The 23,534-nt window shown below is 62.5% G+C and carries 24 protein-coding genes; 18 read left to right on the top strand and 6 right to left on the bottom strand.

Annotated features, from left to right (window positions below; genetic code table 11):
- Nucleotides 1-61 precede the first annotated feature (61 nt).
- Genes ABDW57_RS09555 through clpB form a run of 3 tightly spaced genes read left to right on the top strand, consistent with a single transcriptional unit; the run spans nt 62 to nt 5,795 of the window.
- A complete protein-coding gene (locus tag ABDW57_RS09555; protein ID WP_343729965.1) occupies nt 62-2,710 on the top strand; it encodes a DUF349 domain-containing protein in 2,649 nt (882 codons plus the stop codon).
- Nucleotides 2,707-3,165 (top strand): molybdopterin synthase catalytic subunit MoaE, encoded by a 459-nt coding sequence (moaE, locus tag ABDW57_RS09550; RefSeq protein ID WP_343729964.1) that lies wholly within the window; start codon nt 2,707-2,709, stop codon nt 3,163-3,165. Before ABDW57_RS09555 ends, moaE begins: the two co-directional genes overlap by 4 nt.
- A 41-nt stretch (nt 3,166-3,206) precedes the next feature.
- Nucleotides 3,207-5,795, top strand: a complete 2,589-nt coding sequence (clpB, locus tag ABDW57_RS09545) for an ATP-dependent chaperone ClpB (RefSeq protein WP_343729963.1) — start codon at nt 3,207-3,209, stop codon at nt 5,793-5,795.
- On the opposite strand, the gene ABDW57_RS09540 is transcribed toward clpB, so the two are convergent.
- The gene (locus ABDW57_RS09540; RefSeq protein ID WP_343729962.1) at nt 5,792-6,718 is read right to left on the bottom strand and encodes a diguanylate cyclase; all 927 of its coding nucleotides are present in this window, start codon (nt 6,716-6,718) and stop codon (nt 5,792-5,794) included. The genes clpB and ABDW57_RS09540 overlap by 4 nt on opposite strands.
- 106 nt (nt 6,719-6,824) lie before the next feature.
- Nucleotides 6,825-7,610, bottom strand: a complete 786-nt coding sequence (locus tag ABDW57_RS09535) for a helix-turn-helix transcriptional regulator (RefSeq protein ID WP_343729961.1) — start codon at nt 7,608-7,610, stop codon at nt 6,825-6,827.
- 90 nt (nt 7,611-7,700) lie between these two features.
- Here ABDW57_RS09535 and ABDW57_RS09530 point away from each other — a divergent pair, with 90 nt between their 5' ends.
- The 3 genes from ABDW57_RS09530 to aceA all read left to right on the top strand — a co-directional run bounded on the left by ABDW57_RS09530 (nt 7,701) and on the right by aceA (nt 11,082).
- Entirely contained in the window at nt 7,701-8,924 is a 1,224-nt protein-coding gene (locus ABDW57_RS09530) for an MFS transporter (RefSeq protein ID WP_343729960.1), read from the top strand.
- A gap of 38 nt (nt 8,925-8,962) precedes the next feature.
- A complete protein-coding gene (rraA, locus tag ABDW57_RS09525) occupies nt 8,963-9,457 on the top strand; it encodes a ribonuclease E activity regulator RraA (protein ID WP_343729959.1) in 495 nt (164 codons plus the stop codon).
- Between the two features lie 326 nt (nt 9,458-9,783).
- Entirely contained in the window at nt 9,784-11,082 is a 1,299-nt protein-coding gene (gene aceA / locus ABDW57_RS09520) for an isocitrate lyase (RefSeq protein WP_343729958.1), read from the top strand.
- 85 nt (nt 11,083-11,167) lie between these two features.
- On the opposite strand, the gene ABDW57_RS09515 is transcribed toward aceA, so the two are convergent.
- Complete coding sequence (locus tag ABDW57_RS09515; RefSeq protein ID WP_343729957.1) at nt 11,168-11,392, bottom strand: hypothetical protein; 225 nt, start codon at nt 11,390-11,392, stop codon at nt 11,168-11,170.
- Nucleotides 11,389-11,646, bottom strand: coding sequence for a hypothetical protein (locus ABDW57_RS09510; RefSeq protein ID WP_343729956.1), 258 nt, complete (start codon nt 11,644-11,646; stop codon nt 11,389-11,391). Before ABDW57_RS09510 ends, ABDW57_RS09515 begins: the two co-directional genes overlap by 4 nt.
- A 165-nt stretch (nt 11,647-11,811) precedes the next feature.
- Between ABDW57_RS09510 and rlmJ the strand changes: the two genes are divergently transcribed.
- Both rlmJ and ABDW57_RS09500 read left to right on the top strand, forming a co-directional pair.
- Complete coding sequence (rlmJ, locus tag ABDW57_RS09505; protein WP_343729955.1) at nt 11,812-12,771, top strand: 23S rRNA (adenine(2030)-N(6))-methyltransferase RlmJ; 960 nt, start codon at nt 11,812-11,814, stop codon at nt 12,769-12,771.
- A 45-nt stretch (nt 12,772-12,816) separates the two neighbouring features.
- Nucleotides 12,817-14,085 (top strand): EAL domain-containing protein, encoded by a 1,269-nt coding sequence (locus tag ABDW57_RS09500; protein WP_343729954.1) that lies wholly within the window; start codon nt 12,817-12,819, stop codon nt 14,083-14,085.
- A 170-nt stretch (nt 14,086-14,255) separates the two neighbouring features.
- Here ABDW57_RS09500 and ABDW57_RS09495 read toward each other — a convergent pair whose 3' ends face one another.
- Together ABDW57_RS09495 and ABDW57_RS09490 are read right to left on the bottom strand one after the other, a co-directional pair.
- Complete coding sequence (locus ABDW57_RS09495) at nt 14,256-14,981, bottom strand: SAM-dependent methyltransferase (protein ID WP_343729953.1); 726 nt, start codon at nt 14,979-14,981, stop codon at nt 14,256-14,258.
- Between the two features lie 3 nt (nt 14,982-14,984).
- The gene (locus ABDW57_RS09490) at nt 14,985-15,575 is read right to left on the bottom strand and encodes a Maf-like protein (protein ID WP_343729952.1); all 591 of its coding nucleotides are present in this window, start codon (nt 15,573-15,575) and stop codon (nt 14,985-14,987) included.
- Nucleotides 15,576-15,700: 125 nt separating this feature from the next.
- Here ABDW57_RS09490 and ABDW57_RS09485 point away from each other — a divergent pair, with 125 nt between their 5' ends.
- From ABDW57_RS09485 to rpoE, 10 genes are all read left to right on the top strand, one after another.
- Nucleotides 15,701-16,198: a YceD family protein gene (locus ABDW57_RS09485; protein WP_343729951.1), complete on the top strand. Its 498-nt coding sequence runs from the start codon at nt 15,701-15,703 to the stop codon at nt 16,196-16,198.
- A gap of 142 nt (nt 16,199-16,340) precedes the next feature.
- Nucleotides 16,341-16,523: a 50S ribosomal protein L32 gene (rpmF, locus tag ABDW57_RS09480; protein WP_072783806.1), complete on the top strand. Its 183-nt coding sequence runs from the start codon at nt 16,341-16,343 to the stop codon at nt 16,521-16,523.
- A 146-nt stretch (nt 16,524-16,669) separates the two neighbouring features.
- Nucleotides 16,670-17,731, top strand: a complete 1,062-nt coding sequence (gene plsX, locus ABDW57_RS09475) for a phosphate acyltransferase PlsX (protein ID WP_343729950.1) — start codon at nt 16,670-16,672, stop codon at nt 17,729-17,731.
- Nucleotides 17,732-17,747: 16 nt separating this feature from the next.
- Nucleotides 17,748-18,731, top strand: a complete 984-nt coding sequence (locus tag ABDW57_RS09470; RefSeq protein ID WP_343729949.1) for a beta-ketoacyl-ACP synthase III — start codon at nt 17,748-17,750, stop codon at nt 18,729-18,731.
- A 101-nt stretch (nt 18,732-18,832) separates the two neighbouring features.
- Nucleotides 18,833-19,768, top strand: coding sequence for an ACP S-malonyltransferase (gene fabD / locus ABDW57_RS09465; RefSeq protein WP_343729948.1), 936 nt, complete (start codon nt 18,833-18,835; stop codon nt 19,766-19,768).
- A 48-nt stretch (nt 19,769-19,816) separates the two neighbouring features.
- Nucleotides 19,817-20,563, top strand: a complete 747-nt coding sequence (fabG, locus tag ABDW57_RS09460) for a 3-oxoacyl-ACP reductase FabG (protein WP_343729947.1) — start codon at nt 19,817-19,819, stop codon at nt 20,561-20,563.
- Nucleotides 20,564-20,706: 143 nt separating this feature from the next.
- Nucleotides 20,707-20,946, top strand: coding sequence for an acyl carrier protein (gene acpP, locus ABDW57_RS09455; RefSeq protein ID WP_055936274.1), 240 nt, complete (start codon nt 20,707-20,709; stop codon nt 20,944-20,946).
- A gap of 30 nt (nt 20,947-20,976) precedes the next feature.
- Nucleotides 20,977-22,224 (top strand): beta-ketoacyl-ACP synthase II, encoded by a 1,248-nt coding sequence (gene fabF / locus ABDW57_RS09450; protein WP_343729946.1) that lies wholly within the window; start codon nt 20,977-20,979, stop codon nt 22,222-22,224.
- A gap of 153 nt (nt 22,225-22,377) precedes the next feature.
- Nucleotides 22,378-22,803 (top strand): protein YgfX, encoded by a 426-nt coding sequence (locus ABDW57_RS09445; RefSeq protein ID WP_343729945.1) that lies wholly within the window; start codon nt 22,378-22,380, stop codon nt 22,801-22,803.
- Nucleotides 22,804-22,880: 77 nt separating this feature from the next.
- Complete coding sequence (rpoE, locus tag ABDW57_RS09440; RefSeq protein WP_343729944.1) at nt 22,881-23,483, top strand: RNA polymerase sigma factor RpoE; 603 nt, start codon at nt 22,881-22,883, stop codon at nt 23,481-23,483.
- The last annotated feature ends 51 nt before the right edge of the window (nt 23,484-23,534 follow it).

Raw genomic sequence — 23,534 nt, 5'->3', positions numbered from 1 at the left:
CGCAGGGCAAATTTCCCCTGCTTTGCTATGATGGTGGTTTTAGCCATCACCATAGCGCACCATGTTTGATTTCCTCTTTAAGCGTGCAACCGAAACGTCGGCCGTTCCGCCGTCGCCAGCGGCTGAGCCGCAGCAGGACGCGGCCGCCAGCCGCCGGGACGAGCAGGCGCAGCGCGCCGCCGCCCTCAATGGCAACGAAGCGGCTGCCGTCGCCCTGATATTGGAGAGCGAATTTGCCGGCGTGCGCCAGGCCGCCGCTGAGCATGTGCATAGCCAGGCTGCGCTGGAGCAAGTGCTGCAGGCGGTGCGCAACAGCGATCGTCGCGTCGCCAAGATGATGCAGGGGCGCCTGGACGCCATCCGCTACCAGCAAGCAGAGCAACAAAAAGCACAGGCGTGCCTGGATGTGGCGCAACGCCTGTTGCAGGACGACAAGCTGACGCCCAATCAGGTGGCCGAGCTGGACCGGCAGTGGCAGGTGGTGGCCGAGGTGCCGTCGCTGGCCGGCCAGTACGCGTCGGCGCGCGCGGCGCTGGCCGCGCGGCTGGAAGCGCAGGTGAATTTGCAGCGCACCATCATCGATGCGATGGCGGCGGTGCGCAAGCTGCCGCAAGCCGGCTTGCCGGCGGAAGAGGCCTTGCAGGCGCTGGAGCGCCATGCGGCGCAGCAAAGCGTCTACCAGGAGGCGCCGGAACATAACGCGCTGCCGCGTCATTTGCTGAGTGATTTCGCCCAGGTGATCGAGCAGACGCGCGTCGCGCTGACCGCGCCGCCGAAGCCGGCCGCCGCCGAGCCTGCGGCCGATGCGGGGGCGCGTGCCGGCGCGCGCGCCAGCGGCGCAGCTGCGGCGGGTACGCTGGCGGCAGCGGGGCGCGCGCCAGCAGGCGGCGCGGCCGTGGAGGGCGGCTCAGGGCGCGCGGCGTCAGGCGGCGCTGCGGCGGAGGCCCGTCCTGGACGCGCGGCCTCAGGCGCGGCGGGATCGATACACGCGCCGGCCACCGGTGCGGCTGGCGCGGCGGGCGAGGTCAGCGGCATCGCTGGCGCGGCTGATGGAGCGGCGGGCGAGGGCGCGGCGGGCAAGCCGGCCGAGCGCAAGCAGCCCAAGCAGGCGCCAAAAGAGACCGACAAGAAATTCCTTGAAACGCTGGAAGCGCTGGAAGCCGCGCTGGAGCAAGGCCAGCTGCACATCGCCGCCGAGCACGACAAATGGCTGCGCGAACATAAAACGCGCCTGAACCATGCCCAGACCGAGCATCTGAACCACGTCCGTGCCGAACTCAAGCGCCTTGGCGATTGGGCACGCTGGGGCGGCAATGTCTCGCGCGAGGAACTGGTCAAGGCGGTGGAAGAACTGCCGGGCCAGAAACTGGCCATGAGCGAGCTGGCCAGGAAAGTCGGCAGCATGCGCGACCGCTGGAAGCAGCTGGACGCCGTTTCCGGCCACGCGCCGAAATCGCTGTGGGAACGCTTTGATGCCGCCTGCACCAGCGCCTACGCGCCGGCCGCCGCCCACTTCAAGCACCTGGCTGACGAGCGCCATGCCAACGCCGCCAAGGCGCACGCCCTGATCGCGGAAACCCAGGCTCTGGCCGAGTCGGTCGCGGCCGGTGGCGCCGACCTGAAAAACGTCGCTGCCGCCGGTCAGCGCCTGCGCCAGATGTGGGGCCGTCTCGGCACCATCGACCGCAAGGAAAAACGCAAGCTTGACCAAACCTTCGACAAAGTGCTGGCCACCATGCTGGCGCCGTTGTCCGAACAGCGCAAGATCGAAGCCAGCAAGCGCGAGCAACTGATTACCGAAGCCGAGGCGCTGGACCCGTCCGACCGCCACACGCTCGACAAGCTGCGCCGCCTGCAGGAACGCTGGCAGGAGCAAGCCAAGGCCCTGCCGCTGGAACGCAAGATCGAGCAGGCGCTGTGGCAGCGTTTCCGCGCCGCCTGCGACGCCATCTTTGCCAAGCGCAAGGAAAGCGCCCACGCCGCCGACCACGAGCGCAAGGCCCACCTGCACGCGCGCGAAGCCATTTGCAAGGAACTGGAAGATGCCAGCTTCAGCGGCGAAGACAAGGCCCAGCTGGCCGCCATCGCCAAAACGCTGAAAGATGCCGCTGCCGCCTGGCACGCCACCGGCACCGTGCCGCGCGCGGCCGAGGCGCGCATCACCCAGCGCTATCACAATGCGGTGGGCAAGGTGCAGGCGCAGGCGGACGCCATCAAGCGCCGCGCCGGCGCCGCCCAGGCCAACGCGCTGCGCGACAAGCTGCGCCTGTGCCAGGCACTGGAAAGCGCGATCGGCCAGCATGATGAAACCATCGACGCCGCTGAATGGCAAGCCAAGTGGGCCGCGCTGCCGTCGCTGGGCAATGATTATGAGCGCACGCTGCAAGGCCGCTTCAACGCCGCCCTGAGCGCGCTGGACGGCAAGCGCAGCGACTACGCCCAGGAACTGGAACGCAACCGCGCCAGGCTGCTGGATGAAGTGTTGCGCCTGGAAATCGTGGCTGGCGTTGACAGTGGCGCCGAGTTCGCCCGCGAGCGTCTCAAGATGCAAGTGGAAGTGCTGCAATCGTCGCTGAAGTCCGGCCAGAAGCCGCAATCTGCCACCGCTGCCTATCTGCAGCTGTGCGCCATGCCAGCCCTGGCCGACGCCCGCACCGCCAGCCGCATCGAGCAACTGTTCCGCCGCATCGGCGCCTCGGAGCGTGCATGAGCTTGAATGAAGTCCGGATCCAGACCGAAGATTTCGATCTGTCCGCGGAAGTCGCCCAACTGCGCGCCGACCACCCCAAGGTCGGCGGCGTGGTCACTTTTGTCGGCACGGTGCGCGACCTGAACGAGGGCGCCACGGTGTCGGAAATGGAACTGGAGCACTATCCCGGCATGACCGAGCAGTCCATCAGGGACATTATTGACAAGGCGAAACAGCGCTGGCCGATTTTCAGCGCGCTGGTGATCCACCGTGTCGGCCCGCTCAAGCCGAAAGACCAGATCGTGCTGGTGGCGGTCACCGCGGCGCACCGCGGCGAAGCGTTTGCCGCCAGCGAGTTCATTATTGATTATTTGAAAACAGAAGCCCCGTTCTGGAAGAAGGAGCAGACGCCCGAAGGCGCGCGCTGGGTGGACGCCCGCGTTAGCGATGACGCGGCCTTGAATAAGTGGAAGTAGCTCCTATGTAAACGATAAGTTAAATCTACCGGAGCAACACCATGCGTCAGGACAAACTCACCACCAAACTCCAGGAAGCCCTGTCGGACTCGCAGAGTCTGGCCGTGGGCAACGATAACCCTTACATTGAACCGGTGCACCTGCTGACGGCCCTGCTGAACCAGGACGACGGCAGTGCCCGTTCTCTGCTGCAACGCGCCGGCGTCAATGTCGGCGGCCTGAGCAAGGCGCTGACCGGCGCCATCGAGCGCCTGCCGAAAGTCTCGGGCACCGGTGGCAACGTGCAAGCCAGCCGTGAGCTGGTGGCCGTGCTGAACCTGGCCGACAAGGAAGCGCAGAAACGTGTCGACCAGTTCATTTCCAGCGAAATGGTGCTGCTGGCGCTGACCGAAGACAAGTCGGACGCTGGCACGCTGGCGCGCGAAAACGGCCTGACCCGCAAGTCGCTGGAAGCCGCCATCGACGCCGTGCGCGGCGGCGCCAAGGTTGATTCGCAGGAGGCCGAAGGCCAGCGCGAAGCCCTGAAAAAATACACCCTCGACCTGACCGAGCGCGCCCGCCAGGGCAAGCTGGACCCGGTGATCGGCCGCGACGATGAAATCCGCCGCGCCATCCAGGTGCTGCAGCGCCGTTCCAAAAACAATCCCGTCCTGATCGGTGAACCGGGCGTCGGCAAGACCGCCATCGTCGAGGGCCTGGCGCAGCGCATCGTCAACAACGAGGTGCCGGATTCGCTCAAGGGCAAGCGCGTGCTGGCGCTGGACATGGCCGCCCTGATCGCCGGCGCCAAGTATCGCGGCGAGTTTGAGGAACGCCTGAAAGCGGTGCTGAAAGAACTGGCCATGGACGAAGGCCAGACCATCGTCTTCATTGACGAGATGCACACCATGGTGGGCGCCGGCAAGGCCGATGGCGCCATGGACGCCGGCAATATGCTGAAGCCGGCGCTGGCGCGCGGCGAGCTGCACTGCGTCGGCGCGACCACGCTGGACGAATACCGCAAATACATCGAGAAAGATGCCGCGCTGGAGCGCCGCTTCCAGAAGATTCTGGTCGACGAGCCGACCGTGGAAGCCACCATCGCCATCCTGCGCGGCTTGCAGGACAAGTATGAGCTGCACCACCAGGTCGCCATCTCGGACGCCGCCATCATTGCGGCGGCGGAACTGTCGCACCGCTACATCACCGACCGCTTCCTGCCCGACAAGGCGATCGACCTGATCGACGAGGCCGCGGCCAAGATCAAGATCGAGATCGACTCCAAGCCGGAAGTCATGGACAAGCTGGAGCGCCGCCTGATCCAGCTGAAGATCGAGAAGGAAGCCGTCAAGAAGGAAAAAGACGAGGGCTCGCGCAAGCGTCTGGAGCTGATCGACGAGGAAATCACGCGCCTGACGCGCGAGTTGAATGACTACGAGGAAATCCTCAAGGCCGAGAAATCGGTGGTGCAGGGCAGCTCGCACATCAAGGAAGAGATCGACCGCATCAAGCAGCAGATGGAGCAGGCCACGCGCGAAAGCAACTGGCAGCGCGTGTCCGAGCTGCAATACGGCCGCCTGCCCGAACTGGAAGCCCAGCTCAAGCAGGCTGAGAAAGCCACGGCGGCGGAGGGCAGCGCTGACGCGTCCAAGCCCAAGCTGCTGCGCACCGAAGTCGGCGCCGAGGAAATCGCCGAGGTGGTGTCGCGCGCGACCGGGATTCCCGTTTCGCGCATGATGCAGGGCGAGCGTGAAAAACTGCTGCACATCGAAGAGAAGCTGCACGAGCGCGTGGTGGGCCAGGACGAGGCCATCAACGCCGTGGCCGACGCCATCCGCCGGTCGCGCGCCGGCCTGGCCGATCCGAATCGTCCGTACGGTTCCTTCCTGTTCCTGGGGCCGACCGGCGTCGGCAAGACCGAGCTGACCAAGGCGCTGGCCGGCTTCCTGTTCGACACGGAAGAGTCGCTGATCCGCATCGACATGAGCGAGTTCATGGAGAAGCACTCAGTGGCCCGCCTGATCGGCGCGCCGCCGGGCTACGTCGGCTATGACGAGGGCGGCTACCTGACCGAAGCCGTGCGCCGCAAGCCGTACAGCGTGATCCTGCTCGACGAGGTGGAAAAGGCACATCCGGACGTGTTCAACGTGCTGCTGCAGGCGCTGGACGACGGCCGCATGACCGATGGCCAGGGCCGCACGGTGGACTTCAAGAACACCGTCATCATCATGACCTCCAACCTCGGTTCGCACAAGATCCAGTCGATGGAGGACTCGGACCCGGGCGTGGTCAAGCTGGCAGTGATGGCCGAGGTGCGCACCCACTTCCGTCCGGAGTTCATCAACCGGATCGACGAGATTGTGGTGTTCCACGGCCTGGATGAGAAGAACATCGGTGCGATTGCCCGGATTCAGCTGGCAACGCTGGAGCAGCGCCTGGGCAAACTGGAAATCGGCCTGAGCGTGACCGACGCGGCCCTGCACAAGATTGCCGAGGCCGGCTACGATCCGGTGTATGGCGCGCGGCCGCTGAAACGGGCGATCCAGCAGCAGATCGAAAATCCGCTGTCCAAGCTGATCCTGCAAGGCAAGTTCGGGCCGAAGGACACCATCCATGTGGATGCGGTCAACGGCGAGCTGGCCTTCAGCTAATGCGCCTGATGGCGGACGATGCGGTTACGACCGTCGCGTTTAGCGCGGTACAAGGCATCGTCCGCCCGCTTCAGCACATCTTCATACGAGCTGTCGCCGGCGATCATTTCACTCAGGCCGCCGCTGATGGTGGCGCCTTTGCCCAGCGTGCCCAGCGCTCTCAAGCCTTCCGCAATCTTCAGTCGTAGCCGTTCCGAAATCGTCAAGGCGTGCTCGGCGCCGGTGTGCGGCATCAGCACCACGAATTCATCGCCGCCCAGGCGGGCCGGGAAATCGGCCGCGCGCAGCTCGCGCCGGCAGACTTCGGCGGTGGTGGTGATGGCCTTGTCGCCCACCAGGTGGCCGTATTCGTCGTTGATGCCCTTGAAGTGGTCGATGTCGAAAATCAGCACCGAGGTCGGCGTCTTGTAGCGGGTGAACAGTTCGAAATGCTCGGTCAGGCCGCTCATCAGCTTGCGGCGGTTGGGCAGGCCGGTCAGCGCATCGGTTTCGCTTTGCATGCGCAGCAGCGCTTCCAGCTTCTTGCTGGCGGTGATATTGCTGGCCACCCACAGCACCGCATCTTCGCCCATCACCTGGTATTCCAGCGGCTGTACGCGGCCTTCGAACCAGATGGTTTCCGCCGGGCCGGCGCCGCCCACGCCCTTGACGTCATTCGCCGCCAGCGGATATTCGACCACGTGCAAGCCCCGCGAGGCCAGGGCGATGGCGATCTGCGTTTCGAACCAGGCCGCTTTTTCCGCGTTCAGCACATCCGAGATGGACTTGCCGACCAGGCTGCTGCCATCGTGGTAGTAGCGGCTGTCGGTGCCGCCGAACAGGGCGGCATAGCGGCCGCTGCGCGTGAGTATGAATGCCGGGTCTGGCAGCGCCGACAGCAGCGCCGCGATTTGTTCGTTCGAGAAGAGGGACAGATCCGCCATTCGATATCTTTTTTCTAATTGATAAGTATCCACTAATGTACCGTACTTTTCTCCAAGCAGACGTTATCGGCACAAAAAATGAAAACTTGACGAAGAATTATTGTTGTTATTTAAAAAAGCTGGATGGAGAGCAACCAAAGGTTTTGCGGAACATGGCCGAGAAAGCCGACTGGCTGGCATAGCCCAGCTCGGCCGCCACCTGCGACAGCGGCACCCCGCGCGCGATCAGCGGCGCCGCATGCGCCAGCCGCGCCTGCTGGCGCCAGTGGCCGAAGCCCATGCCCAGCTCGCGCTCGAACAGGCGGCTGAGGGTGCGTTCCGAGGCGCCCACCTGCGTGGCCCAATCGGCCAGCGTGAGGTCGGCGCCGGGATCGGCGATCAGGGCGTCGCACAAGGCTTTCAGACGTTTATCGCCGGGCAGGGGCACGCGTAGCGCATGCTCGGCGCAGCGGGCGATTTCATCCAGGATCATTTCCATCAGCAAGTGCTCGCGCCGCGACTGCGCTTGCAGGTCGTGGTGCTCCAGCGCCGCCAGCAGTTCGCGCAGCAGGCTGGACAGCTCCAGCACCTTGCAGCCGGTGCCGGGGAAGGGCGCGCGGCCGGCGTACACCCGCATGGGCCGCAGATGGGTGTTTTCCAGCGTGGTCACGTTGTGCACCACGCCGGCCGGTATCCATACCGCGCGTTGCGGCGGCACGATCCAGCTGCTGTGATGGGCTTCCACCCGCATCACGCCGTGCACGGCATAGGTGAACTGGCCCCACGCGTGGGAATGCGGTTCCAGCACGGCGGCGGCTTGCAGATGGCGCCCCGCCAGGGTGAGGGGGCGGCTGGCGCTGGGGACATCGGACTCGCAGTCGAAGCGGGTATGGTCGACAATGGAAATAGCCATGGCGGAAATGCGATAAATGTTGTCACTCTATCTTAAATCAGACGATGGCAAATTGCTTAGACTGATGTCAAACAACATGGAGAGAGCAGCATGAACGACCGCACTTTGCTGCGCCAGGATGCCCGCGTGATTACGCTGGTCGGGGTGGCGCATGGGACTTCCCACTTTTATCACATCATTCTGGCGGCCCTGATTCCGTGGCTGAAGCCGGAGTTCGGCCTCAGCTACTCGCAGCTGGGCCTGCTGATGACGATTTTCTTTGTCGTGTCCGGCGTCGGCCAGGCCATGGCCGGCTTCGTGGTCGACCGGCTCGGCGCGCGCACCGTGCTGTTCAGCGGCATCGGGCTGCTGGGTTTGTCGGCGGTGCTGCTGTCGAGCGCGCACAGCTATGTGCAACTGATGATGGGCGCCTTCCTGGCCGGCTGCGGCAACAGCGTGTTCCACCCGGCCGATTACACCTTGCTCAACCAGCGCGTCTCCAAGGCGCGGCTGGCGCACGGCTTCTCGGTGCACGGCATCAGCGGCAATATCGGCTGGGCGCTGTCGCCGCTGTTCCTGACCTTTGTGGCCGGCCGCGCCGGCTGGCGCATGGCCTTGCTGGCGGCGTCCGGCGTCGCTTTTGCGGTGCTGGCGCTGCTGGTCCTCAACCGCTATGCCTTGCGGCCGGCGCCGGCCGTGCTGCCGGCGGCGGGCAAGCCGGGGGTGGCCGGCGGCAGTGCCTTCGGCTTCCTCAAGCTGAAAGTGGTGTGGCTGTGCTTTGCCTTTTTCCTGATTTCCGCCATCGCGCTGGCCGGCATCCAGACCTTTGCCGCCACCAGCCTGGTCAGCCTGTACGGCATGTCGCTGGCCACCGCCACCTCGGCCTACACCTGCTTCATGTTCGCCTCGGCGGCTGGCATGGTATATGGCGGCTTCCTGGGCGCGGGCAGCCGCAATCATGACCGCATCATCATGATCGCCTTCGGCACGGCGGCGGTACTGGCGCTGGTGCTGGCGGCAGCCGTGGTGCCGGCCTGGATGGCGGTGGTGCTGATGGGCCTGATCGGCCTGGTGACCGGCATTTCCGGCCCGTCGCGCGACCTGATGATACGCGGCGCGGCGCCGGCCAATGCCACCGGCCGCGTGTTTGGCGTGGTGTATTCTGGCCTGGACAGCGGCCTGGCGCTGGGCGCCATGCTGTTCGGCGTGCTGATGGATGCGCACCAGCCGGCCGGGGTGTTTGCGGTGATCGGGCTGTTCCAGGCGCTGGTGATCCTGACCGCGCTGGGCGTCGGCAGCAACCGCCGCGTGGCTGCCATGCCCAAAACCGCATAGAATAAAGTCCATCTTAATAACTATGCAAGAGGACTGCGATGAGCTTTGCCACCACCGATTTATGCGACGACAACGCCAACCTGCTGGATGACGGCCGGCTGGCGGTGCTGCCGCCCGTGTTCCGCCACTATGGCCAGCGGGTGCGCTTTTCCGGCCGCGTCTCCACGCTGAAAGTGCACGAGGACAATGCCCTGGTGCGCGCCACGCTGGAGACGCCGGGCGACGGCAACGTGCTGGTGATCGATGGCGGCGGCAGCCTGCGCCGTGCGCTGGTGGGCGGCCAGCTCGGTTTGCTGGCGCAGGACAACGGCTGGGCCGGCATCATTGTGGATGGCTGCATCCGCGATACCGATGAAATCAACGCCTGCGACATCGGCGTGCGCGCGCTGGGCGCCCATCCGCAAAAAAGCGCCAGGAAAGGCGCCGGCGAACGCAATGTGCGGGTCCACATTGCCGGCGTGCCGGTCAACCCGGGCGACTGGATCTACGCCGATGCCGACGGTGTGTTGATCGCGCAACAGAAACTGGCCTGATGCCTTCCTTCCGCCCAGCACGCTTGCAAGTGTTGGGCGCCTGCATCACTCCTCATCCATATTTTTCGGCCATTTTGCGCCGATTTTTCATCATGCGAGAACAATGTTTCATATCGTGGAAAATGATGTGGTAACGCAGCATCAGAATCTTCCACGCTGAGAAATATCTTTCCGTATCATGAAAATCATAAACTAAGTTACTGATTTAAATCAAAAATAATTTAGTTATGTGTCTTATATAAGACCATTGGTGCGCGGCACAAAAAGCTCTATTATTTGTCTAACGGCTTTTCGTTTTTAACTGTCTTGATGAATAGGAGAACACCATGGCAACTCGTGAACAGCAAATCGCAGAACTGCAAAAAGACTGGGACACCAATCCGCGCTGGAAGGGCGTCACCCGCACCTACACCGCTGAAGACGTGGTGCGCCTGCGCGGTTCGATCAAGATCGAGCACACCCTGGCCCAGCGCGGCGCCGAGAAGCTGTGGAACCTGGTGAACAACGAACCGTTCGTCAACGCCCTGGGCGCGCTGACCGGTAACCAGGCCATGCAACAAGTGAAGGCCGGTCTGAAAGCCATCTACCTGTCGGGCTGGCAGGTGGCCGGCGATGCCAACCTGGCCGGTGAAATGTATCCTGACCAGTCGCTGTACCCAGCCAACTCGGTGCCGATGGTGGTTCGCCGCATCAACAACACCTTCCAGCGCGCTGACCAGATCCAGTGGTCGGAAGGCAAGGACGATATCGACTTCTTCGCGCCGATCGTGGCCGACGCCGAAGCCGGCTTCGGCGGGGTGCTGAACGCGTACGAACTGATGAAATCCATGATCGAAGCGGGCGCCGCCGGCGTGCACTTCGAAGACCAGCTGGCTTCCGTGAAAAAATGCGGCCACATGGGCGGCAAAGTACTGGTGCCAACCCGCGAAGCGGTGGAAAAACTGACCGCCGCCCGCCTGGCAGCGGACGTGATGGGCACCTCGACCCTGGTGATCGCCCGTACCGATGCCGAAGCCGCTGACCTGCTGACCTCGGACGTGGACGCCAACGACCAGCCATTCTGCACCGGCGAGCGCACCGTGGAAGGCTTCTACAAGGTCCGCAACGGCCTGGAGCAGTCGATTTCGCGCGCCCTGGCTTACGCCCCGTACGCCGACCTGGTGTGGTGTGAAACCGGCAAGCCGGACCTGGCCTTCGCCAAGCAGTTCGCGGAAGCCGTGCACGCCAAATTCCCGGGCAAGATGCTGGCCTATAACTGCTCGCCATCGTTCAACTGGAAGAAAAACCTGGACGACGCCACCATCGCCAAGTTCCAGAAGGAACTGGGCGCCATGGGCTACAAGTTCCAGTTCATCACGCTGGCCGGCTTCCACTCGCTGAACTACGGCATGTTCAACCTGGCCCACGGCTATGCGCGCCGCCAGATGTCGGCCTTTGTGGAACTGCAGGAAGCGGAATTCGCCGCGGCGGAAAAAGGCTTCACTGCCGTCAAGCACCAGCGCGAAGTCGGCACCGGCTACTTCGACGCCGTGACCCAGACCATTCAGAACGGCCAGTCGTCGACCACCGCGCTGCACGGTTCGACCGAAGATGAGCAATTCTTCGATGCCAAGAAAGTAGCGTAACGATAACAGGGAGTGAGATGGCGCGGGCGGGCGACACTTGCCGGCGCCAGAAGCGGCAGCGACACAATCGCTGCCGCTTTGCCGTTTACGGCTTTTGCTGATGCTGCTGCAGGTGGCGGCGCAGGCGCTGCTGGAATTCATCGACGTCGTCGACCGTGCTGAGGTCGTCGTCGACTTCGATCATGTGGGTGGCATGACCGGGGGCGAACGACACGGTCGCTTCCACGCCATCCTTTTTCTCCGACAGGTTATGCCCCTGGACGGCGCCCAGCACATTGCCGTGCGTGTCCGTTACAATGGTCATCTTCATGACATCCCTCCGCCTTGCAGATTGTGGAAGCAGCCGCCGACACCCTGGTTGTGGATGTTGACGAAGTACGTTGCGTTGCCGTTGTTGTCCTTGCGCTTGCGTTGCTGGTCGGCCAGGTGGACGGCGCCCTGGTTGGGCGTCTTGACGTCGGCCGAAGCGAACTGGGTGCCGTGGTCGGCACCGTAGGTGTAGCTCCAGAACGCGGTTTGACCGGGCGCCAGGAAGGTCAGCGGCCCTACGTTGTTAAAAGCCATAATCTCCTCCATGAAAGAACGCCACGCATGCGGATGCGCGCGCGGCAGTTCCATCTTAGTCAGCCCAGTTGGGCGCGCTTTGATGCAAACGAGGTGAGCGCTTTTTTGGTGGCGCGCGCGTTCTGAGGGATAATGTCGGATTGAATCAATCAGGATCACCAGCTTATGTTCTCTTACCGCCACGCCTTCCACGCGGGTAACCACGCCGACGTGCTCAAGCACTTCATCACCATCCAGTTGCTGCAGTACCTGAATCAGAAAGATGTGGCCTACAGCTACATCGACACGCACTCGGGCGCCGGCGTCTACGAGCTCGATGGCGCGTTCGCTTCCAAGAATGCCGAGTACGATACCGGCATCGGCAAGCTGTGGAACCTGACGGAGATGCCGCAGCCGGTGCAGGAATACGTCGACCTGGTGCGCGCCATGAACCCCAGCGGCAAGATGCGCTTCTACCCTGGCTCGCCGTACATCGCCGAGCGGGTGGCGCGCGAGCAGGACCGCCTGCGCCTGTTCGAGATGCACCCGGCCGACGCCAAGCTGCTGGCCGATAACTTCCGCAAGCTGGACGAGCACGCGGCGGCGCAAGGCATCCGTTCCACCGTGCGCGGCAAGCGCGTGATCGTCAACCGCAGCGATGGCTTCGCCTCGCTGAAAGCGCTGCTGCCGCCGCCGTCGCGCCGCGCGCTGGTGCTGATCGACCCGCCGTACGAAGACAAGCAGGACTACAAAAAAACCAAGGATGCGCTGGCCGAAGCGCTGGGCCGCTTCCCGACCGGCACCTACGCGGTCTGGTATCCGCTGCTGCAGCGCATGGAATCGCGCCAGTTCGCGGACAAACTGAAGCAGCTGCCGGCTGCGCAATGGCTGAACGTGGTGCTGACCATCAAGAAGCCGATGCCGGACGGGATCGGCGGCCTGCACAGCAGCGGCATGTTCATCCTGAATCCGCCGTACACGCTGGAGCCGATGCTGAAACAGGTGATGCCGTGGCTGGTGAAAGCGCTGGGCGCGGACAGTGGCGCCCGCTTCACGCTGGAAAGCGGCACCCAGGCGACGGCTGGACGCAACACTGGCGAGCGCCGCCCGCCAGTTCGGCAGAAAAATATTGTCAAGACTACATAATTGGGTATAGGCTGGTGGCAAGCAGATTGACAATGGGAGCTCCCCATGATGTTAGCCTCGACACCGGCATCATCCAGGTTAGCTGACAATTTCTTCCTGGCGCGCCAGCCCATCCTCAACCGGGGACAGCGGCTGGTGGCATATGAACTGCTCTTCCGCGACGCCGGCGCCTACAATGGCGCCCAGGTTACCGACGACACCGAAGCCACTGCCACCGTGATTGCCCACGCCGCCGAACTGGGCATGGGCCAGGTGGTGGGCGACCAGATGGCGTTTGTGAATGTCGATGCGGTCGGCTTGATGAGCGATTTCATTCGCTTCCTGCCGAATGACAAGGTCATCCTGGAAATCCTGGAAACCGTGAAGGCCACGCCGGAAGTGCTGAACCGCGTGCGCGAGCTGAAGCAGGCCGGCTTCAAGTTCGCGCTGGACGATGTGGTCGGGCAGTCGGAGGATGTGCAGAAATTCACGCCGCTGTGCGATGTAATCAAGGTCGATATCAAGGACATGCAGCCCGGCACCTTGCCGGCGCTGGCGCGGGTGCTGAAAAATCCCGGGCAGAAGCTGCTGGCGGAAAAGGTGGAGACAGTCGAGGAGTTCCAGGAATGCATGGAACTGGGCTTTGAATACTTCCAGGGCTACTATTTTGCGCGGCCGGTGATTTTAAGCGGCAAGAAGATCTCGCCATCGCAGATGAGCGTGCTGCATCTGCTGGAGCTGCTGGATCGTGATGCCAGCAACAGCGAGATCGAGCAAAGCGTCAAGCATGACGCGCTGATCACCTTGAATTTGCTGCGGCTGGTGAATACGCCGGCGGTGGGTGCGCGCCAGCGCATCAATTCGGTCGGGCATGCGCTGATGGTGCTGGGGCGGCGTCAGCTGAAGCGCTGGCTGCAGATCCTGCTGTACGTGAAGCATGGCGGCACGCAGGAATTCACCTCGCCGCTGCTGCAATTGGCCACCACGCGCGGCAAGACCATGGAGTTGATCGTGGAGCACCGCAAGCCGGGGCAGCGCGTCAGTGCGGACATCGGCTTCACGGTGGGCGTGATGTCGTTGATGGATACGCTGTTCTCGATCCACATGCGTGAGGTGCTGGAAAGCGTGAACGTGCTGGACGAGGTGAGGGCGGCGCTGCTGCACCGTTCGGGCGATTACGGCGCGATGCTGAGCCTGATCGAACACATCGAGCGTGGCCGCGACAGCAGGGTGCTGGCGGACATGCTGCAGCAGCTGGACCTCAAGCCGGCCGAGCTGTATTCGATTCAGCTGGCCGCCATCGAATGGGTGACCGAATACACCCGCGGCATCTGAAAATCCGGGGTCAGGTCCGCCATTTCTACACGGTCTCTGCTGTAGCGTTCCGCTACAGCAGAGACCGTGTAGAAATGGCGGACCTGACCCCGATGCCTTTGACCCCAATGCGTTCGCCGGAATGACGGTTCCGGTGCTGACTGAACGGCATTAGGGCCTGAGCCTGGAGATTACTGGCCGAGGAGCAGGAATACGGTCGGTTTTTTGTGGAAATCCGGCGCCGGCGCGGCTTTCCATTGCGCTGCCGTCATGGTGCGGATGGTCTCGCTGGGCAGGCTGAGGTCGGTCGCCACGCACACCAGCGTGCCCGGCGCGCAGGATGTTGTCAGCGCTTCCAGCATGGCCGCATTGCGATACGGCGTTTCGATAAACAGCTGCGTCTGCTTTTCCTTGCGCGAGCGCTGTTCCAGTTCCTTGATGCGCTTGTCGCGCTGGCCCGCGTCGGTCGGCAGGTAGCCGTTGAAGGCAAAACTCTGCCCGTTCAGCCCGCTGGCCATCACCGCCAGCAGCAGGGACGACGGCCCCACCAGCGGCCGCACCGGAATCTTGTGCTGATGCGCCAGCCGCACCAGGTCCGCGCCCGGATCGGCCACCGCCGGCACGCCAGCTTCCGACACCAGTCCGCCATCCTGGCCCGCCAGCAGCGGCGCCAGCAGGTCGTTCAGCGCGGCGGCCGGGGTGTTCACATTCAATTCAGCGATTTTGATTTCCTGCATCGGCTTGCACAGCGGATGCTGGGCGCCGACCAGTTTCAGGAACGCGCGCGCGGTCTTGGCGTTTTCCGCCACAAAGTAATCCAGCTGCGAGGTGATGCGCTGCACCTGCTCGGGCAGCACATGGTTGAGCGCTTCGGTGTCGCCCAGGGTATTCGGTATTAAAAACAGGGTGCCGGTCATATATTATGTGTTAAAGAAGCTGACGCCTAGGTTGCGCAGCATGCCTGTCAGGGCGATTAAAGGCAAGCCGGTGAGGGCGGTCGGGTCGCTGCTGTCGATGCGCTCCAGGATGGCGATGCCCAGCGCCTCGTTCTTGGCGCTGCCGGCGCAGTCATACGGTTGCTCGATGCGCAGGTAGGCGTCCAGCTCGGCGTCCGGCAAATCGCGGAACTTCACCACGGTCTGGATGTCTTCCACTTGCGCCGTGTTGTCGCGCCCATCCCACACGCACAGGGCGGTATGGAAGATGACCTCGCGCCCGCGCATTTTCTGCAATTGCGCCAGCGCGTTGGCATGGCTGCCGGGCTTGCCGATTTGTTCATCATCCAGCGTGGCGACCTGGTCCGAGCCGATGACGATGGCGCCTGGCATTCTGGCGGCCACGGCGGCGGCCTTTTCGCGCGCCAGGCGCAGCGCGGTGGCGCTCGGCGTTTCGCCGGCCAGCGGGGTCTCGTCGATGTCGGGCACGGCCACCTCGAACGGTAGTTGCAAACGCGACAATAACTCTCTGCGGTAGGCCGAACTGGAAGCTAATACGAGTAAACTTGATGTCATGAGGGGAATGTTATATGCTCTCTGGCCGGTGTTACTAGCGGCAAAAAAGGCGAAAAATTCGCTAAGTTTTTGACTTGAATGCGAAAACCCTGTTATTATCGCAGGTTTTCCGGGGAAACTCTGTAATGAATGCTCTTGTGATCGACACCTTTGAATTTTGTCGGACCAACAGCAGCCAGTCAGGCACGACGCCTGTCGCTGAACTGACCCGTCTGGCCAAGGAGTGCGCGAATCCCTCCGGCGAGATTACCTGGGAAGCAGCAGGAGAGACCCACAAACTGGGCATCCCGCAGATGACGCTGTCGGTTTCCGGCACCGTGCAACTGGTCTGCCAACGCTGCCTGCAGCCTTACGCTCACCACCTCGATTCGTCGACCGTGCTGATGCTGGGTAAGGATGATGAAGATGCAGATGAAATTGAAGAACGCATTGACGACGAATCGATTGACGTGATCGTCGGCAGTCGCAGCATGGAGCTGATGTACCTGGTGGAAGATGAAGCATTGCTGGCCTTGCCGCAATCGCCGCGTCACGATGTCTGCCCGGATTCCAGCCTGCTGGACAAGGCAAAAAGCGAGAAGATCTCGCCGTTCGATGCTCTGAAGAGCCTCAAATCCGAATAAGTAGTGTGTCAGGAACGTGTCAATACGCGTGTTAATCGAGTCTTGGCAAGTTAGCAGTAGCAAAGTAGTAGGGCTCGATTTGCATGTATATGCCGGTCGATTGTGTTAGAATTTTAGAACTTAAGTATTAGGAGTCATTAACATGGCAGTTCAACAGAACAAAAAATCCCCATCGAAGCGCGGTATGCACCGTTCGCACGATTTCCTGGTTGCTCCACAACTGGCAATCGAGCCAACCACCGGTGAAACCCACCTGCGTCACCACATCAGCCCTAACGGCTTCTACCGTGGTCGTAAAGTCCTGAAAACCAAGAACGACGAGTAATCAACGTTCTTGCTGGACCCGGAAACAGGCGGTGCTGACTTGTGTAGCATCGCTTTTTCTTTTTTAATCGGCTGCAATTTGGTTTTGCACACCGTCATGTTCCAACGCGGATTCCGGATGTTGCGGTTCTGCCGCTTGCCATAACAATGACAATCAAAATTTCTATCGACTGCATGGGTGGCGATCACGGCCCGTCGGTCACTATCCCCGCAGCTGTCTCCTTCGTCAAACGCGAACCTGATGCCGAACTGATACTCGTCGGTCTCGAAGACGTCATCCGCGCCGAACTGAAGAAGCACCATGCCGACGCGCATCCGCGCCTCTCTGTCGTGCATGCCTCCGAACAAGTCACCATGGACGATCCGCTGGAAGTAGCCCTGCGCCGCAAGAAGGATTCGTCGATGCGCGTCGCCATCGAGCAAGTCAAGGATGGCAAAGCCCAGGCTTCCGTCTCCGCCGGCAATACCGGCGCGTTGATGGCGGTGGCGCGCTACATCCTGAAAACCATGAGCGGCGTCGACCGTCCTGCCATCTGCAGCATCATGCCGAACCAGAAGGGCGGCCCGACCTATATGCTGGACCTGGGCGCCAACGTCGACTGCGAACCGCACCACCTGCACCAGTTTGCCATCATGGGTTCGGTGCTGGTCTCGGCCATGGAAAATATCGAACGCCCGACCATCGGCCTGCTCAACGTGGGCACCGAGGACATCAAGGGCAACGACGTGGTCAAGGCCACCAGCAAGCTGCTGCAAGCTGATCACGAGCGCGGCGCGCTCAACTTCTACGGCAACGTGGAAGGCAATGACATCTTCAAGGGCACGGCCGACATCGTGGTATGCGACGGCTTCACCGGCAACGTCACCCTGAAAGCCGTGGAAGGCGTGGCGCGCTTCTTTGCCGACACCGTCAAGTCCGAATTCACCCGCAATCCGCTGACCATGCTGAGCGCCTTGCTCGGCCGCGGCGCCCTGAACAACATCAAAAAACGCCTGTCGCCATCGCGCTATAACGGCGCCAGCCTGCTGGGTTTGCGCGGTCTGGTGTTCAAGAGCCATGGCGGCGCTGATGCATATTCCTTTGAGTGGGCGATCAAGCGGGCGTATGATGCTGCAAAAAATGACGTGTTGCCGCATATCTCGACCCTGATCGCCGAGCTAATGCCGCGTAACACCGAGACTCCGGAAGTACCCAGCTCAACTATTTAGTGGACGGTAGAACGGCATGACCTTGTATAGCAAAATTATCGGCACCGGCAGCTACCTGCCGGAAAAGCGCGTGACCAACCAGGAACTGGCTGATCAACTCGCCGCCAAAGGCATCGAGACCTCGGACGAGTGGATCACGACCCGCAGCGGCATCGCCGCGCGCCACTTCGCCGCGCCAGACCAGAAGTCGTCGGACCTGGCGGTGAACGCCGCCAACAATGCGCTGGCCATGGCCGGCATGCAGCCCAACGATATCGACCTGATCATCGTGGCCAGCTCAACGCCGGACTTCTTCGGCAGCTTCCCCAGCACCGCCTGCATCGTGCAGCAAAAGCTGGGCATCACCAACAATGGCGCCGCGGTGGACGTGCAGGCTGTGTGCAGCGGCTTCGTCTACGCGCTGTCGACCGCCGACGCCTTCATCCGCGCCGGCGTCCACAAGAACGTGCTGGTGATCGGCGCCGAAGTGTTTTCCCGCATCCTCGATTTCAATGACCGCACCACCTGCGTGCTGTTTGGCGACGGCGCCGGCGCCGTGGTGCTGACCGCCTCGCAAGAGCCGGGCATCCTGGCCACCGCGCTGCACGCGGACGGCCGCCATTCCGCCATCCTGTGCATGCCCAATACCTTCGCGGGCGCGACCGCCGGCGAGGCTTACCTGTACATGGACGGTCCGGCCGTGTTCAAGCTGGCGGTCTCCGTGCTGGAGAAGGTGGCGCATGAGGCGCTGGACAAGGCCCAAATGACGCAAGACCAGATCGACTGGCTGATCCCGCACCAGGCCAACTTGCGCATCATGAGCGGCACTGCCAAGAAGCTGGGCCTGCCGATGGAAAAAATGGTGGTGACTGTCGACCAGCACGGCAATACTTCGGCCGCCTCGATCCCGCTGGCGCTGGACGCCGCCGTGCGCGATGGCCGCGTCAAGCCAGGCCAGAACGTTATGATGGAAGGCGTGGGGGGGGGCTTTACCTGGGGCGCCGTCCTGGCGAGGTTTTAAGCTGAATTAGAATTAGAGTTCTAACGGACTCCTCGGTAGCAGGGCTGTCATGCTTGCATGCTAGCTTTGCAGCCAATAACGAAAACGAGATGGATGAAGTCATGACGAAATTTGCTTTTGTATTCCCAGGCCAAGGTTCGCAAGCGATGGCGATGATGGACGGCTTTGCCGGCAACCCGGTAGTGGCCCAGACCATCGCTGAAGCGTCCGACGCGCTGGGCTTCGACATCGGCAAGCTGATGGCCGAAGGCCCGAAAGAAGAGCTGGATCTGACCACCAACACCCAGCCGGTCATGCTGACCGCCGGCGTGGCCGCCTACCGCGCATGGATTGCGGCCGGCGGCGCCGTGCCATCGGTGGTGGCGGGCCACAGCCTGGGCGAATACTCGGCGCTGGTCGCGGCCGGCGTGATCGCTTTCAAGGACGCGGTGCCGCTGGTGCGCTTCCGTGCGCAAGCGATGCAGGAAGCGGTGCCGGTCGGGCAGGGCACCATGGCCGTGGTGCTGGGCCTGTCGGATGACGACGTGCGCGCCGCCTGCACCGAAGCCGCCGCCGCCGGTGGCGTGGTGGAAGCCGTCAATTTCAACGCCCCGGCACAAGTGGTGATCGCCGGCGAAACCGCTGCCGTCGAGCGCGCCTGCGAAATCGCCAAAGGCAAGGGCGCCAAGCGCGCCATGCGCCTGCCGGTGTCGGCGCCATTCCATTCGTCGCTGCTGAAGCCGGCTTCGGACCGCCTGCGCGACTACCTGGCCAACATCACTTTCTCGGCGCCGCAGATCCAGCTGATCAACAACGTCGATGTGGCCGTGCTGAATGACCCGGCCGCCATCAAGGATGCGCTGGTGCGCCAGGCCGCGGCCCCAGTGCGCTGGGTGGAAACCGTGCAAAAGATGGGCGCCGACGGCATCAGCAAACTGGTGGAGTGCGGTCCGGGCAAAGTGCTGATGGGCCTGACCAAGCGCATCGACGGCAATCTGGTGGGCGACGCCATTTACGATCAGGCGACGCTGGAGCGCGTATTGAGCGAGCTCAAATAAGCGTTTGCGGATTCAGGCACACTCCGAATTTACTGTAGAAGGACTTACATGACTTTAGCAAATCAAGTCGCCCTGGTAACGGGCGCATCGCGCGGCATCGGCAAGGCCATTGCCCAGGAACTGGCGCGCCAGGGCGCGAAAGTGATCGGCACCGCCACCACCGAAGCCGGCGCGGAAGCGATCTCCGCCTACCTGGCCGAGATCGGCGCGGAAGCCGGCAAGGGCATGGTGCTGAACGTGACCAACGCCGAGGCCTGCGCCGCCGTCATCGACGACATCAGCAAGACCTATGGCGCGGTCGGCATCCTGGTCAACAACGCCGGCATCACGCAAGATCAGCTGGCCATGCGCATGAAAGATGAAGAGTGGGATAACGTCATCGCCACCAACCTGAGTTCGGTCGGCCGCCTGTCGCGCGCCGTGCTGCGCGGCATGATGAAGGCCAAGACCGGCCGCATCATCAACATCACCTCGGTGGTGGCCTCGGCCGGCAATCCGGGCCAGATGAACTACGCCGCCGCGAAAGCCGGCGTGGAAGGCATGACGCGCGCGCTGGCGCGCGAAATCGGCAGCCGCAACATCACCGTCAACAGCGTGGCGCCGGGCTTTATCGACACCGATATGACCAAGGCGCTGGGCGAAGAACAGCACGCCGCCTTGCTGACCCAGATTCCACTGGCACGCCTCGGCAAGCCAGAGGACATCGCCGCGGCGGTCGCCTTCCTGGCGTCGCCGCAAGCCGCTTATATTACCGGCACCACCCTCCACGTGAATGGCGGTATGTATATGAACTGAGGAGAATGGGCTTAAAATAAAGCGCATTCAAATCTTTTAGTAGGTATTTCAGTATATTTAGCAGCAGACACTGAAATTAGTTTTTCAGCGCGCAAACCTGATAAAATGCGCGCTTTCCGTAACAAACAAAATGGAGCCATAACATGTCGGATATCGAACAACGCGTTAAGAAAATCGTCGCTGAGCAACTGGGCGTCGCAGAAGCAGACATCAAAACCGAATCGTCGTTCGTCGATGATCTGGGCGCTGACTCGCTGGACACCGTTGAGCTGGTGATGGCACTGGAAGACGAGTTCGAAATGGAAATCCCTGACGAACAAGCAGAAAAAATCACCACCGTGCAGCAAGCGATCGACTACGCTACCGCGCACGTCAAGGCGTAATACCTGCCCGATCGACTCTAGGAGAATCGCTTGAGAGGTTCTAAAAACCGTCGTGTTGTCGTTACCGGCCTGGGCGCCGTGTCCCCGATCGGCAATAACATTGCCGACACCTGGGCCGCCGCCGTCGAGGGCAAATCCGGTATCGCCAGCATCACCAAGTTTGACGCAACAGCTTTCAGCACCCGCTTCGCCGGCGAAGTGAAGGGCTTCAATATCGAGGACTACATCTCGGCCAAGGAAGCCCGCCACATGGATACCTTCATCCATTACGGCATGGCAGCGGGGATTCAAGCTGTGAACGACTCCGGCCTGGTCGTCACCGAAGCGAACGCCGATCGTATCGGCGTGTTGGTCGGTTCCGGTATCGGCGGCCTGCCGATGATCGAAGAACAAAAGGAAGATTACGACAAGCGCGGTCCGCGCCGTATCTCGCCGTTCTTCGTGCCTGCCTCGATCATCAACATGATCTCGGGTAACCTGTCGATCAAGTACGGCATGCGTGGTCCTAACCTGTCGATCGTCACGGCTTGCACCACCGGCCTGCACTGCATTGGCGCCGCCGCTCGTCTGATCGAGTACGGCGATGCCGACGTGATGGTGGCTGGCGGCGCGGAATCGACCGTGTCGCCGCTGGGCCTGGGCGGTTTCGCCTCGGCCAAGGCGCTGTCGTCCCGCAACGACGATCCGGCCACGGCCTCCCGTCCATGGGACCAGGACCGCGACGGCTTCGTGCTGGGCGAAGGCGCCGGCGTGATGGTGCTGGAAGAGTACGAACACGCCAAGGCGCGCGGCGCCAAGATCTACGCAGAAGTGGTTGGCTTTGGCATGAGCGCCGATGCATATCACATGACCTCGCCTCTGGAAGATGGCAGCGGTGGCAGCAAGTCGGCGCAAGCCGCCCTGGCCAACGCCGGCATCAATCCGGACCAGGTGCAGTATGTGAATGCGCACGGCACCTCGACGCCGCAAGGCGACGTGGCGGAAGTGCAGGGCATCAAGCGCACTTTCGGCGACCACGCCAAGAAGCTGGTGGTCAACTCGACCAAGTCGATGACCGGCCACCTGCTGGGCGGCGCCGGCGGCCTGGAGTCGGTGTTTACGGTGCTGGCGGTGCACCATCAGGTGTCGCCACCGACCATCAACCTGTTCAACCAGGACCCGGCTTGCGACCTGGACTTCTGCGCCAATGTGGCCCGCGAGATGAAGATCGAGTATGCAGTGAAAAACTCGTTCGGCTTCGGCGGCACCAACGGCAGTCTGGTGTTCGGCCGCATCTAAAAAAGTTTGAACCAATTCTCTGCTCGCCCTGTCCAAACAGGGTGAGCGAGAATTCGGCGCCGGCGCTCGCTGGCGCCTGAATTGCACGGCCTTGTGCCGGCGCTTCCACGTGGTATCCCCCGTTTTTATTCATGTGTTTGTGGTGCTGTCGCCATGTCGATCGCGGTGTCCGTCATCGTTCGCCCCTCGCTCGGCTTGCGCATTGCGCATGCCGGCCTGTGTAGCTGCGTGATGGCGTCCGCCGCCGTCTGTCCCGGCGTGGCGGCGCCGTTGCTGTGCTTGCTGGCGGGCGCGCTGGGTTGGCTGTGCGGGCGTGCGCCAGGTAATGCGCACCAGCTTGATATATCCGGTGTCGGCCAGGTGCGGCTGGCGGTATACCAGCACAACGGCAGTGCGCTGCATCTGCTGGCCGGTTCGACCTTGTGGCCGCGCCTGCTGTTGCTGCGCCTGGCCGGCGAGTCCGGCCGCGTGCAGGTGCTGACGGTCTTGCCGGACAGCGTGGCGCGCCCGGCATGGCGCGCTCTGGCGCTGGCATGCCGCGCGGCTGCGCGCACCCAAATAAACACGCCGGCAGTGTGAACTTCTTGCAGCGAGCTAACTCTATAGCATATGGCTAGACGAATCGGCTGCGCTGCAGGCCACCGAGGAATGCAGGAGTGACGACAGAACGCGAGTGCGACCAATTGCTGGTCGAACGGGTCCGTGCCGGCGACAAGCAGGCGTTTGATTTGCTGGTGGCGAAGTATCAGCGCCGGCTCATGCGCCTGTTGTCGCGCATCGTGCACGACCCGGCCGAGGCGGAGGACGTGGTGCAGGAAACCTTTATCAAGGCCTACCGGGCGTTGCGGCATTTCCGCGGCGATTCGGCTTTCTACACCTGGCTGTACCGCATCGGCATCAACACCGCCAAAAACTTTTTGGCGACGCAGGGGCGGCGCACGCCCACGTCCACCGACGCCGATACCGACCAGGCCGAAGCTTTCAACGATGGCGAGCATTTGCGCGACATCAATACGCCGGAATCCATGCTGGCCAGCAAGCAGATTGCGCAGACCGTGAACGCCGCCATGGATGCCTTGCCAGTGGATCTGCGCACCGCCATTGCCCTGCGCGAGATTGAGGGCTTGAGCTATGAGGAAATCTCCGACATCATGGCTTGCCCCATCGGCACGGTGCGCAGCCGGATCTTCCGCGCCCGCGAAGTCATCGCTGAAAAATTGCGGCCCTTGCTCGACCTGCCGGTTGACAAGCGCTGGTAAGGCGGGAATGATGGCAATAGCTGTTGGCGTCTGGAAAAAGAGCGGACTTGT

This window comes from Duganella sp., assembly GCF_039595735.1.
Lineage (GTDB): Bacteria > Pseudomonadota > Gammaproteobacteria > Burkholderiales > Burkholderiaceae_D > Rugamonas.
This window is presented reverse-complemented; position numbering and strand designations above follow the sequence as displayed.

Excerpts from the sequence above, each read along its gene's own strand:
- ABDW57_RS09495 (WP_343729953.1), bottom strand. The coding sequence starts at position 14,981 with ATGACCGGCACCCTGTTTTTAATACCGAATACCCTGGGCGACACCGAA.
- ABDW57_RS09535 (WP_343729961.1), bottom strand. The coding sequence starts at position 7,610 with ATGGCTATTTCCATTGTCGACCATACCCGCTTCGACTGCGAGTCCGAT.
- rpmF (WP_072783806.1), top strand. The coding sequence starts at position 16,341 with ATGGCAGTTCAACAGAACAAAAAATCCCCATCGAAGCGCGGTATGCAC.
- acpP (WP_055936274.1), top strand. The coding sequence starts at position 20,707 with ATGTCGGATATCGAACAACGCGTTAAGAAAATCGTCGCTGAGCAACTG.
- plsX (WP_343729950.1), top strand. The coding sequence starts at position 16,670 with ATGACAATCAAAATTTCTATCGACTGCATGGGTGGCGATCACGGCCCG.
- ABDW57_RS09500 (WP_343729954.1), top strand. The coding sequence starts at position 12,817 with ATGATGTTAGCCTCGACACCGGCATCATCCAGGTTAGCTGACAATTTC.
- fabG (WP_343729947.1), top strand. The coding sequence starts at position 19,817 with ATGACTTTAGCAAATCAAGTCGCCCTGGTAACGGGCGCATCGCGCGGC.
- ABDW57_RS09485 (WP_343729951.1), top strand. The coding sequence starts at position 15,701 with ATGAATGCTCTTGTGATCGACACCTTTGAATTTTGTCGGACCAACAGC.
- clpB (WP_343729963.1), top strand. The coding sequence starts at position 3,207 with ATGCGTCAGGACAAACTCACCACCAAACTCCAGGAAGCCCTGTCGGAC.
- ABDW57_RS09555 (WP_343729965.1), top strand. The coding sequence starts at position 62 with ATGTTTGATTTCCTCTTTAAGCGTGCAACCGAAACGTCGGCCGTTCCG.
- moaE (WP_343729964.1), top strand. The coding sequence starts at position 2,707 with ATGAGCTTGAATGAAGTCCGGATCCAGACCGAAGATTTCGATCTGTCC.
- ABDW57_RS09510 (WP_343729956.1), bottom strand. The coding sequence starts at position 11,646 with ATGGCTTTTAACAACGTAGGGCCGCTGACCTTCCTGGCGCCCGGTCAA.
- ABDW57_RS09490 (WP_343729952.1), bottom strand. The coding sequence starts at position 15,575 with ATGACATCAAGTTTACTCGTATTAGCTTCCAGTTCGGCCTACCGCAGA.
- ABDW57_RS09470 (WP_343729949.1), top strand. The coding sequence starts at position 17,748 with ATGACCTTGTATAGCAAAATTATCGGCACCGGCAGCTACCTGCCGGAA.
- ABDW57_RS09540 (WP_343729962.1), bottom strand. The coding sequence starts at position 6,718 with ATGGCGGATCTGTCCCTCTTCTCGAACGAACAAATCGCGGCGCTGCTG.
- fabD (WP_343729948.1), top strand. The coding sequence starts at position 18,833 with ATGACGAAATTTGCTTTTGTATTCCCAGGCCAAGGTTCGCAAGCGATG.
- rraA (WP_343729959.1), top strand. The coding sequence starts at position 8,963 with ATGAGCTTTGCCACCACCGATTTATGCGACGACAACGCCAACCTGCTG.
- rlmJ (WP_343729955.1), top strand. The coding sequence starts at position 11,812 with ATGTTCTCTTACCGCCACGCCTTCCACGCGGGTAACCACGCCGACGTG.
- ABDW57_RS09515 (WP_343729957.1), bottom strand. The coding sequence starts at position 11,392 with ATGAAGATGACCATTGTAACGGACACGCACGGCAATGTGCTGGGCGCC.
- ABDW57_RS09530 (WP_343729960.1), top strand. The coding sequence starts at position 7,701 with ATGAACGACCGCACTTTGCTGCGCCAGGATGCCCGCGTGATTACGCTG.
- ABDW57_RS09445 (WP_343729945.1), top strand. The coding sequence starts at position 22,378 with ATGTCGATCGCGGTGTCCGTCATCGTTCGCCCCTCGCTCGGCTTGCGC.
- aceA (WP_343729958.1), top strand. The coding sequence starts at position 9,784 with ATGGCAACTCGTGAACAGCAAATCGCAGAACTGCAAAAAGACTGGGAC.